This is a genomic window from Mycobacterium sp., from assembly GCF_039583805.1.
Taxonomy (GTDB): domain Bacteria; phylum Actinomycetota; class Actinomycetes; order Mycobacteriales; family Mycobacteriaceae; genus Mycobacterium.
In genome coordinates, this window is sequence record NZ_JAVKSH010000003.1 from 50227 (window position 1) to 60471 (window position 10245).

8 protein-coding genes, 2 tRNA genes and 1 pseudogene are annotated in these 10245 nt (G+C 69.2%); 6 read left to right on the plus strand and 5 right to left on the minus strand.

What is annotated here, in order from left to right; all coding sequences use genetic code 11:
* Position 1 precedes the first annotated feature (1 nt).
* Positions 2–1549 carry a carboxyl transferase domain-containing protein gene (locus ABDW21_RS00715; protein WP_343600448.1) on the minus strand — a complete coding sequence of 516 codons (1548 nt, stop codon included), beginning with the start codon at positions 1547–1549 and terminating at the stop codon, positions 2–4.
* Positions 1550–1631: 82 nt separating this feature from the next.
* Here ABDW21_RS00715 and ABDW21_RS00720 point away from each other — a divergent pair, with 82 nt between their 5' ends.
* Complete coding sequence (locus ABDW21_RS00720; protein WP_343600449.1) at positions 1632–2279, plus strand: TetR/AcrR family transcriptional regulator; 648 nt, start codon at positions 1632–1634, stop codon at positions 2277–2279.
* Positions 2280–2346: 67 nt separating this feature from the next.
* Positions 2347–3090 carry an MmpS family transport accessory protein gene (locus tag ABDW21_RS00725; RefSeq protein WP_343709932.1) on the plus strand — a complete coding sequence of 248 codons (744 nt, stop codon included), beginning with the start codon at positions 2347–2349 and terminating at the stop codon, positions 3088–3090.
* Between the two features lie 7 nt (positions 3091–3097).
* Here the strand turns inward: ABDW21_RS00725 and ABDW21_RS00730 are convergent, their stop codons facing one another.
* The gene (locus tag ABDW21_RS00730) at positions 3098–4426 is read right to left on the minus strand and encodes an MFS transporter (RefSeq protein WP_343709933.1); all 1329 of its coding nucleotides are present in this window, start codon (positions 4424–4426) and stop codon (positions 3098–3100) included.
* A gap of 42 nt (positions 4427–4468) precedes the next feature.
* Between ABDW21_RS00730 and cmrA the strand changes: the two genes are divergently transcribed.
* Complete coding sequence (cmrA, locus tag ABDW21_RS00735) at positions 4469–5278, plus strand: mycolate reductase (RefSeq protein WP_343709934.1); 810 nt, start codon at positions 4469–4471, stop codon at positions 5276–5278.
* Here cmrA and ABDW21_RS00740 read toward each other — a convergent pair.
* Positions 5275–6804: a helicase HerA-like domain-containing protein gene (locus tag ABDW21_RS00740; RefSeq protein ID WP_343600453.1), complete on the minus strand. Its 1530-nt coding sequence runs from the start codon at positions 6802–6804 to the stop codon at positions 5275–5277. The two genes, cmrA and ABDW21_RS00740, sit on opposite strands and share 4 nt — an antisense overlap.
* A 129-nt stretch (positions 6805–6933) precedes the next feature.
* On the opposite strand from ABDW21_RS00740, the gene orn reads away from it, so the two are divergent.
* Together orn and ABDW21_RS00750 are read left to right on the plus strand one after the other, a co-directional pair.
* Positions 6934–7572 carry an oligoribonuclease gene (orn, locus tag ABDW21_RS00745; protein WP_343709940.1) on the plus strand — a complete coding sequence of 213 codons (639 nt, stop codon included), beginning with the start codon at positions 6934–6936 and terminating at the stop codon, positions 7570–7572.
* 39 nt (positions 7573–7611) lie between these two features.
* A tRNA-His gene (locus ABDW21_RS00750) sits at positions 7612–7684 on the plus strand.
* A 563-nt stretch (positions 7685–8247) separates the two neighbouring features.
* Here ABDW21_RS00750 and ABDW21_RS00755 read toward each other — a convergent pair.
* On the minus strand, positions 8248–9465 hold the full coding sequence (locus ABDW21_RS00755; protein ID WP_343709935.1) for an Ig-like domain-containing protein: 1218 nt from the start codon (positions 9463–9465) through the stop codon (positions 8248–8250).
* Between the two features lie 157 nt (positions 9466–9622).
* Between ABDW21_RS00755 and ABDW21_RS00760 the strand changes: the two genes are divergently transcribed.
* A tRNA-Lys gene (locus tag ABDW21_RS00760) sits at positions 9623–9695 on the plus strand.
* Positions 9696–9864: 169 nt separating this feature from the next.
* Here ABDW21_RS00760 and ABDW21_RS00765 read toward each other — a convergent pair.
* A pseudogene (locus tag ABDW21_RS00765) lies at positions 9865–10245 on the minus strand (hypothetical protein); the annotation flags it as partial.

The window sequence follows — 10245 nt, forward strand, 5'->3', positions numbered from 1 at the left end:
CTCACATCCGGAACACGCCGTAGCTGACCGGTTCCAGCGGCGCAGTGTTGGCAATCGAAAGCGCCAGTGCTACAACAGTTCTGGTGTCAGCCGGGTCGATCACGCCGTCGTCCCAGAGTCGCGCGGTGGAATAGTACGGGTTGCCCTGCTGCTCGTACTGAGCGCGAATCGGAGCCTTGAACGCGTCTTCCTGCCGCGGCGTCATCTCGCCGCGGACCGTCGCCAGCACCGACGCCGCCTGCTCGCCACCCATCACCGAGATCCGCGCGTTCGGCCACATCCACAGGAAGCGTGGCGAATAGGCCCGACCGCACATCGAGTAGTTGCCCGCCCCGTAGGAGCCGCCGATCACCACGGTCAGCTTCGGCACCCGCGCACACGCCACCGCCGTCACCATCTTCGCGCCGTGCTTGGCGATGCCGCCGGCCTCGTAGTCGCGGCCGACCATGAAGCCGGAGATGTTCTGCAGGAACAGCAGCGGCACTACCCGCTTGTCGCACAGCTCGATGAAATGTGCTCCCTTCACAGCGGATTCGGAAAACAACACTCCGTTGTTGGCGACGATCCCGACCGGATGGCCACGGATGCGGGCGAACCCCGTGACCAGCGTGCTGCCGTATTCGGCTTTGAACTCGCCGAACTCGCCGCCGTCGACCAGCCGGGTGATCACGTCGTGGACGTCGTAGGGAATCCGCGGGTCGACCGGCACCACGTCGTAGAGCTCGGTTTGGTCGGCGACCGGATCCACCGGCGGCGCGACGTCCCATGCGCGCGGGTCGCGCGGACCCAGCGTGGCCACGATCCGCCGGACGACGGCCAGCGCGTCACGGTCGTCGTGCGCGAGATGGTCGGTGACGCCGGAGGTCTTGGCGTGCAGGTCCCCGCCGCCGAGCTCCTCGGCGGTGACCACCTCGCCGGTGGCGGCTTTCACCAGGGGCGGGCCGCCGAGGAATATCGTGCCCTGGTTGCGCACGATCACCGCCTCGTCGCTCATCGCGGGGACGTACGCCCCGCCGGCGGTGCAGGATCCGAGCACAGCCGCGATCTGCGCGATGCCCTGGGAGCTGAGTTTGGCTTGGTTGTAGAAGATCCGGCCGAAATGCTCGCGGTCGGGGAACACCTCGTCTTGGCGGGGCAGAAACGCCCCGCCCGAGTCCACCAGGTAGATGCACGACAACCGGTTCTGGCCGGCGATCTCCTGGGCCCGCAGGTGCTTTTTGACGGTGATCGGGTAGTAGGTCCCGCCTTTGACGGTCGCGTCGTTGGCGACGATCATGCATTCCCGCCCGGAGATCCGCCCGATCCCGGTGATGATGCCCGCCCCGGGACACTCGTCGTCGTACATGCCGTCGGCGGCCAGCGGAGCCACGTCCAGAAACGGGCTGCCCGGATCGAGCAGACCGTCCACCCGATCCCGCGGCAGCAGCTTGCCGCGACCGACGTGACGTTCGCGGGCCCGCTCCGGACCGCCCAGGCACGCCGCCGCCAGTTTGCCCCGCAGCTGCGATACCAGCGCGAAATGCGCCTCGCGGTTCGCGGCAGCGGTCATCGGGCGCACCCCAATCTCGGTTAATGGCGACTAACTCAGGTAATGTTAATGACGGCTAACCGAACTGTCCAGGGAGGCTGTCATGGCGACGTCCGCCCCGGCCTACCGCGAGGGCGCCCCGCACGCCCCGACGCGGCGGCGTCAGCGCAAGTCCGACCGGCGCTGCCAGCTGCTGTCGGCCGCCGAACGGCTCTTCGCGGAAGGCGGCTTCCCGGCGGTCCGGCTGGAGGACATCGGCGCGGCCGCCGGGGTCAGCGGCCCGGCGATCTACCGGCACTTTCCCAACAAGGAGTCGCTGCTGGTCGAGCTGTTGGTCGGGATCAGCACCCGGCTGCTTGACGGCGCCCGCGAGGTGACGTCGCGCAGTCGCGACGCCGTCGCGGCGCTCGACGGCCTGATCGACTTTCACCTCGACTTCGCGCTGGGCGAGCCGGATCTCATCCGCATCCAGGACCGCGACCTGGCGCACCTGCCGGCGCCCGCCCAGCGCCAGGTCCGCCGAGCGCAACGGCAGTATGTCGAGGTGTGGGTGGGCGTGCTGCGCGACCTGGAGCCCGGGCTGGCCGAAACCGACGCGCGGCTGATGGCCCACGCCGCCTTCGGCCTGCTGAACTCCACCCCGCACACCATGAAACCCGCCGACACCACAGCGGCTCGTGCGGCACGGTCGCGCGCGGTCATGCGAGCGATGACGGTCGCCGCGCTGAGCGGAGGCGCGCGCTGCCCGTGACACGGCGCATCGGGCGCGTTCCCCGTTCGGCGACCGGACCCCGGTACCCTACAGCCATGGGGTGGGTATGACCGATCCGCGTCGACCGTGGCAGCCCGATCCGACTGAGCGGATGGGTGTGCCCCACCCGCCGCACAGCGACCCGGCCTACGTCGGTCAATCGCCGTCTACGGCGCCGTATCGCCCGCCGACCCCGAACCCCGGCGAGTTCAACCCGACCGAGCAGTGGCCGTACCCGTGGCCCGCCGGGCAGCGGCCACCGGATCAGCAGGACACCCAACCGACTCCGCCGGGCGGGCGGGGCAAGCCGCCGCGATGGTTGTGGATCGCGGCCGCCGCTGCCGTTCTGCTGGTCGTCGCACTGGTCGTGGCGTTGGTGATCACCGACAACTCGGCCACGAAGCCATCCGCCGTGGCGCCGATACCCGCGATGCCCAGTTCCACCGCCGCAACCTCGTCGTCGACCACAGCCGCACCCACCACGACGTCCCCGAGCGCCACGACCTCTCCGACCGCCACGTCCACCGAGACCACCAGCGCGGGCGCGGCCGCGGCCGTGGTCTACAACGTCACCGGGGAGGGCCGCGCGATCAGCATCACCTACGTCGACAGCGCCGGCGTCGTCGCGACCGAGTTCAACGTGGCGCTGCCGTGGAACAAGCAGGTGAGCCTGCCGGCGTCGGGCGGCCACCGGGCCAACGTCACGATCATCAACGTCGGCCATGACGTCACCTGCACCATCACCGTGAACGGTGCCCAGGTGCGCGAGCGCACCGGCGCGGGTCTGACGGTCTGCGACGCGACGAGCTGAGCCGGGCTCAGGCCACGTGCACGGTCGCCTCCCGGCGTGGAGCATGCACCAGCAGCATGGCCGCCAACCCGGCCCCCAGCACCAGGCACAGTCCCCCCATCCCGGCGCGGACGGTGCCGAACACGTCGACGAACACCGAGAACAGCCACGGCGCCACGAACGACACCGCCCGCCCGGTCATGGTGTACAGGCCGAAGGCCACGCCCTCCTTGCCGTGTCTGGACATCCGCAGCAGCAGGGTGCGCGACGAGGACTGCGCCGGCCCGATGAACACGCACAACAGCAGTCCGCACATCCAAAACGCTTGCGGCCCAGTCAATGTCATCAATGTCAGTCCCGTGGCGATGATCGCCGACAGCGAGCCGACGATGACCGGCTTGGACCCGACCCGGTCGTCGACGAGCCCGCCGAGCACCGCCCCGGCCGCGGCCACCACACTGGCGGCCGCCCCGAACAGCAGAACCCCGCCCCGGGAGATCCCGTAACCGTTGACGCCGAGCACCGCGCCGAAGGTGAACACCCCCACCAGGCCGTCGCGAAACACCGCGCTGGCCACCAGGAAATACACCAGGTTGCGGTCGCGGCGCCATTCCGCGGTCAGGTCCGCCCACAGTTTGCGGTAGCCGCCCAGCACGTCGGCCGCGGAGTCGGCCGGCGCACCGGATCCGGGAAAGCGGTGCGCGGTCAGCACCAGCGGCACGGCCAGGACCGCGAACCAGCCGGCGGCCAACAGCATCGCGGCCCGCACGTTGACGCCGTCGCCGGTGGGCAGGTGCAGCAGCCCGCGGGTCGGGCCGGCTCCGGACATGAAACCGGCGTAGACCACCACCAGCAGCAGCACACTGCCGACGTACCCTGACGCCGAGCCCAACCCCGAGATCCGGCCCGCGGTCTGCGGCGTCGAAAGTTGGCGCAACAGCGCGTTGTAGGGGACGCCGGCCAGGTCCGCGCACGCCGCGGTCGCTGCCAGCAGCGCCAACCCCGCCCACAGATACCCCGGCCGGCCGCGGATCAGGCTCATCGCGCTGGTCAGCACCACCGCGAGCCCGGTCAGGACGGTCAGCGCCGTGCGCCGCCGGCGGGGGCGGTCCACCCAGACGCCGATCAGCGGGGACAGCGCCGCAATGGTGAGCCCGGCGACCGCCAGGGCGCGACCCAGCCAACTCGCCGGCGAGCTGCCGCCGGGCATCCCGGTGGCGACGGTGTCGGTCAGGTAAACCGAGAAGACGAAGGTGACGACGATCGCGCTCAGGCCGGTGACACCGCAGTCCCACAGCGCCCACGCCAGCACCCCGGATCGCCCGGGTGTGCGCGCACCCGGCCCCGGGATGCTCATGTGCGGGACTGTACTGACGTGCGCGCTGGCTACGATTGGCCCATGCCGGTACCCGCCGCCAGCCCGGACGCTCGCGCCGTCGTCACCGGAGCCTCGCAGAACATCGGCGAGGCACTGGCCACCGAACTGGCGGCGCGCGGCCACCACCTCATCGTCACCGCACGACGCGAGGACGTGCTCACCGCACTGGCCGCCCGTCTGGTCGACAAGTACGGCGTCGCCGTCGACGTGCGCCCGGCGGATCTCACCGATCCCGCCGACCGGGCCAAGCTGACCGAGGAGCTGGCCACCCGCAACATCTCGATCCTGTGCGCGAACGCGGGAGTGTCGACTTTCGGTCAGGTGGCGACGCTCGACCCGGCAGCCGAAAAAACAGTTGTCCAGCTCAACGCCGTCGCGGTGCACGACCTGGTGCTGACGGTTGTGCCGGGCATGATCGAGCGCCGGGCCGGCGGCATCTTGATCTCCGGGTCGGCGGCCGGCAATTCACCGATCCCCTACAACGCGTCCTACGCGGCCACCAAGGCGTTCGTGAACACCTTCAGCGAGTCGCTGCGCGGCGAACTGCGCGGCTCCGGTGTGCACGTCACGCTGCTGGCACCGGGCCCGGTGCGCACCGAGCTGCCGAATCCGGACCAGCAGTCCCTCGTCGAAAAGCTGGTGCCGGACTTTCTGTGGGTCTCCACCGAGCACACCGCACGGATATCGCTGGATGCGTTGGCGCGCAACAAGATGCGCATTGTGCCCGGGTTGACGTCCAAGGCGATGTCGGTGGCCGCCCAGTACGCGCCGCGCGCCGTCGTCGCACCGATCGTGGGCAGCTTCTACAAGCGGTTGGGCGAGTCGGGCTAGCGGCGGCGCCGTCTGCTGCGGATGAACTCGCGGCCGAGGGCGGTGGCGAGCGCGGTGACAAAGGTCTGGAAGCCGCGGCTGTTCACGAACCGGCTGAACCAGCCGGGCCGTGCTGCAGCGCCCTTGGGCGCCGGCGTGGGCTGCGGCACTCCGGCCGGAGCGGCCTGCGCGGCCTGTTCTTCGAGAATCTCGTAGGCCGATCTGGCGTCGATGGTCCGGCCATAGGTGGCCTGCAGCGGGCTGGCCTTGGCGGCGGCCGCGATGGCGTCGTCACCGATCGCGGCCATCAGCGACCGCGGTGGGGTCATCCTGGTCCACGCCACAGGGGTGGGGGCACCCCGCTCCGAGAGCACGGTGACGACGGCTTCGCCGATGCCCAGCGACGTCAGCGCGGACGCCAAGTCGTAGACGTCGGTCTTGGGATAGGTGCGGACGGTCCTGGTCAACGCCTTCTGGTCGTCGGGAGTGAACGCGCGCAGCGCATGCTGGATGCGGGCACCCAGTTGCGAGAGCACGTCGTTGGGGATGTCTGTCGGCAACTGGGTGCAGAAGAACACCCCGACTCCGCGGGAACGGATCAGCTTGACGGTCTGCTCGACCTGGTCCAGGAACGCCTTCGAGGCGTCGGTGAACAGCAGGTGGGCCTCGTCGAAGACGAACACCAGCTTGGGTTTGTCGACGTCGCCCACTTCGGGCAGCATCCGGAAGAGGTCGGCCAGCACCCACATGAGGAACGTCGAGAACAGCACCGGGCGTGACGCTTGGTCCCCTAACTCGAGCAGCGAGATGACGCCGCGGCCCTGACCGTCGACGCGCAACAGGTCCTCGGGCCGCAGTTCCGGCTCGCCGAAGAACGTGTCGGCGCCCTCGGCCTCAAGATTGACCAGCGCACGCAGGATGACCCCGGCCGTGGCTGCCGACACTCCGCCCAGTGTCTTCAACTCGGCCTTGCCCGCGTCGCTGGTCAGGTGGCTGATCACCGCGCGCAGGTCCTTCAAGTCCAGCAGCGGCAGCTTCTGCTGCTCGGCCCAGTGAAAGATCAGCCCCAACGTGGACTCTTGGGTCGCGTTGAGCCCCAGCACCTTTGACAGCAAAATGGGGCCGAAGCCGGCGATGGTGGCCCGAACCGGCACACCGATCCCGCCGGTGCCCAGCGACAGAAACTCCACTGGGAACGCGGCCGGCGCCCAGGTGTCGCCGGTTTCCCTGGCGCGCTGGGTGATCTTGTCGTTGGCGGTGCCGGACCGCCCCAACCCGGACAGGTCGCCCTTGACGTCGGCCATCAGCACCGGAACTCCGGCCGCGGAGAGCTGCTCGGCGATCAACTGCAACGTCTTGGTCTTACCGGTGCCGGTGGCGCCGGCCACCAGGCCGTGCCGGTTCACGGTGGCCAGCGGGATGCGGACCTGCGCGCTCGGGTCGACCGTGCCGTCGACGACGACCGCACCCAGGGCCAGCGCCTGGCCCTCGCCCGCATAACCGGCTGCGATCTGCTGTGCGGGGCTGGCTGTCGATCCAGTGCTCATCAGGCCGCATCTCCCCTTCCTGGGAGGTCCCCGAGTAGTCCGGCAGACCCTGACGTCCTGGCAGCGACACTACTGGCACCCGTGCCCGTCGGCAGGCGATGCGGCTAACGTGTGTTGACTGTGAACGCTGTGCACGACCACCTGGTGTGGATCGACTGCGAGATGACCGGGCTGGATCTGCGATCGGACAAGTTGATCGAGATCGCCGCCCTGGTCACCGACGCTGACCTGAACATCCTCGGCGACGGCGTCGACCTGGTGATCCATGCCGACGAGGCGGCGTTGTCGTCGATGATCGGCGTCGTCGCCGACATGCACGCCCGCTCGGGGCTCGTCGACGAGGTGCGCGCGTCGACAGTCGACCTGGCCACCGCGGAAGCCATGGTGCTCGACTACGTGCGCCAGCACGTCACACACGCCAAGACCGCGCCGCTGGCCGGCAACTCGATCGCCACCGACCGCGGTTTCATCGCCCGCGACATGCCCGCCCTGGACTCGTTTCTGCACTACCGGATGATCGACGTCAGCTCGATCAAGGAGCTCTGCCGGCGCTGGTATCCGCGCATCTACTACGGGCAGCCCGAGAAGGGGCTGGCGCACCGGGCGCTGGCCGACATCCGCGAGTCGATCCGGGAACTGCGGTTCTACCGGCGCACCGCCTTCGTGGCGCCGCCGGGCCCGTCTACCGGGGACATCGCGGCGGTCGCGGCCGAGCTCGACGGTGCCGCGGAGGTAATCGATTCGGCCGCCGAGACCCCGAACGGCTAATATCGACGCTGCTGTCGGTCTACCGTGCCGGCGGCGATGGTGAGTGTAGTTCAGTTGGTAGAGCACCAGGTTGTGATCCTGGGGGTCGCGGGTTCGAGTCCCGTCACTCACCCCGAGTGGTTTACGTGCGCATTTTGGCACCTGAGCCTTTTCTTTTCCCAGTCCCGTCGCGAATCCGGCGAGTTCACAGACCAGAGCTGCTGGAGAACGCCCTGCGCGGCGGCCTTGGCCCGGGCAGCACCACCTCGCAAGCGATGCGAGACAGAATCTGCGACGTCGCAGTTCTCTGAATCTGCCACTCCCAAAAGTACTTTCACCGGACGGGCTATCCGGCCTGCGGGTGGTCTTTGGCCGCCACGTACTGGCTGATTGCCTCTCGCATCACGTCGCTCGGGCTGCGGCTTTCCTGTTCAGCGGGGGCATCCACGCGCTCACTGAGCGCACGCGGGAGTCGCACCTGGCGCCGTGGCGCGTGTGCGCCCGGTTCTGCGGCGGGGTCCACGCTTGGCCGGCCCCAACGCGTCGGAGCAATCCGCGTGTGGATGCCTGGGACGCGGGCCCGGATTCGCCTCTCTCGGGGTGGATTTCGCGTTCAACGCTTTACGCCCAAAGGAGCGTTGCCGCCTTCTCCTTTTGGCTCTCTCGGAGTTCCCCGCCCCGACCTTGGCCCCGGAGTCACGCGTTGGCGTTGCCGGCGCGCCACTGCTCCCAGGGGATGTTCCAGTCGCCGAGCCCTTCGGTGCCCGGCAGCGGCGGGCCGACGGTGTTGACGACCTCGACGACGTCGCCGCGCTTGGTGTGGTCGTAGAACCAGTGTGCGTTGGCGGGACTGACGTTCAGGCAGCCGTGGCTGGTGTTGGTGTAGCCCTGGGCGCCGACCGACCACGGCGCGGAGTGCACAAAGACGCCGCTGTAGGACATCTGGGTGGCCCAGTCGACTTCGGTGCGATACCCGTTGGGCGAGTTCACCGGTACGCCGTAGGTCGACGAGTCCATGATCATGTGCGCGAACCGCGCGCCGATGAGGTAGATCCCGCTGGCCGTCGGCGTGCTGTCCTTGCCCATCGACGTCGGCATGGTCTTGACGACTTCGCCATTGACCCGAACGGTCAGCAGCTTGGTGGTGTCGTCGGCGGTCGCGATCACCTCGTCGCCGATGGTGAAGTGCGTGCTCGCGTTGTCCTCACCGAACACGCCGTCCCCCAGGTCGACCCCGTAGGTGTTGACCGCGACGTCCACGGCGGTGCCGGGCTTCCAGAAATGCTCTGGGCGCCAACGTACTTCACGATTGGTCAGCCAGTAGAAGGCGCCCTGCACCGGCGGGTCGGTGGTGACCGTGATGGCCTTCTCGGCCGCCGCACGGTCGGCGATGTTCTCGTCGAAGCGGATCGCGACCGGTTGACCGACCCCGACAACCTCGCCGTCGCCCGGCATGACGTAGGGCATGGTGAGGTTCTGCGGCGAATGGGTCCGGAAGGTGATCTGCCGGGTCGCGACACCGGCCAGCCCGCGCGCGTTCGCGGTGATGGTGTAGCGGCGGCTATAGCCGAGCGGCTCGGTGGTCGACCAGCGCACGCTGTCCGGGCTCAGCTGGCCGCTGATCGACCTTCCGTTCTCGTTGACCATGGTGACCGCGGCCAGAACGCCGTCCTCGGCGGACACCGTCACCGGTATGTCCACTGCCACGCCGACGGCGCCGTCGGTGACCGACGCGGTCAGCTTGGGCACCATCAGGTCGCCGAACGGTGTGGCCTTGTCGAAGATGACGTTCGGCTGCCGCGCACTGCCGCTGCTGCTGCAGGCGGCGACGCCGCCGACGACGGCAAGCGCAATCACCAGCGCGGCCGGCCACCGACGGCGCCGGTGCGCACACGTCACTACACCACTTGCCACCTGCGTTGCTCCCCTTCGCGACCCCGCTATCGACCACCGCCGGGTCGTAGTCCTGGGGAACAGTGTAAGCGGCACGCGAGTGACGGGAGTGCCTACTGTCAGCGATTTCACTCGACAGCCGCATCCCTGTTATTGTCGCGTTTCTGGTACCCACCAGGCGCCGTTAGCTCAGTTGGTAGAGCAGCTGACTCTTAATCAGCGGGTCCGGGGTTCGAAACCCTGACGGCGCACCGTCCTCGCAGGTCAGCGCGGTTCACTGGCATGCACAGTAGTCTGCGTGAAGTGTTCGAGGTCAGCTGTCGCCGCCTTGCTGACGCTTGGATGCCACACCGTTGGATGCCACACCGTCAAAAGTTGCCCGCAAGCGTGGGTAAACTTCGCCTCTAACAGACGGTCCCGCTAGCCAGCGGCGCCTGGTGCGCCGTTGGCACCGCCCGGCCCCGCGTGGCCGGACGCACCGGCAGTGACGCCGCTCCCGCCACCTCCACCGGGAGAGCCGATGCCAGCAACTCCGCCGGAGCCACCCGCTCCGGCCTTGCCGACCTGGCCGGTGTCGGTGACGACGCCCGCGCCGCCCTGACCGCCGGTGCCGCCGGCCCCGCCGTTGCCTCCGATCCCACCGGCTCCTCCGTCGCCAGTCTTGCCTGACCCGCCCTCGGCCACGCCACCGCCGTCACCGCCGTAACCGCCGGGCCCACCTGTCCCGCCGGTGCCGCCGTGACCGCCCGTGCCGCCGTCACCGGTGGTGGTGGGGTTCCCGGCCCCGCCAACGCCGCCGGT

Coding starts and splice junctions, on each gene's coding strand:
- ABDW21_RS00720 (WP_343600449.1), top strand. CDS start 1,632: ATGGCGACGTCCGCCCCGGCCTACCGCGAGGGCGCCCCGCACGCCCCG.
- ABDW21_RS00740 (WP_343600453.1), bottom strand. CDS start 6,804: ATGAGCACTGGATCGACAGCCAGCCCCGCACAGCAGATCGCAGCCGGT.
- ABDW21_RS00715 (WP_343600448.1), bottom strand. CDS start 1,549: ATGACCGCTGCCGCGAACCGCGAGGCGCATTTCGCGCTGGTATCGCAG.
- ABDW21_RS00725 (WP_343709932.1), top strand. CDS start 2,347: ATGACCGATCCGCGTCGACCGTGGCAGCCCGATCCGACTGAGCGGATG.
- cmrA (WP_343709934.1), top strand. CDS start 4,469: ATGCCGGTACCCGCCGCCAGCCCGGACGCTCGCGCCGTCGTCACCGGA.
- ABDW21_RS00730 (WP_343709933.1), bottom strand. CDS start 4,426: ATGAGCATCCCGGGGCCGGGTGCGCGCACACCCGGGCGATCCGGGGTG.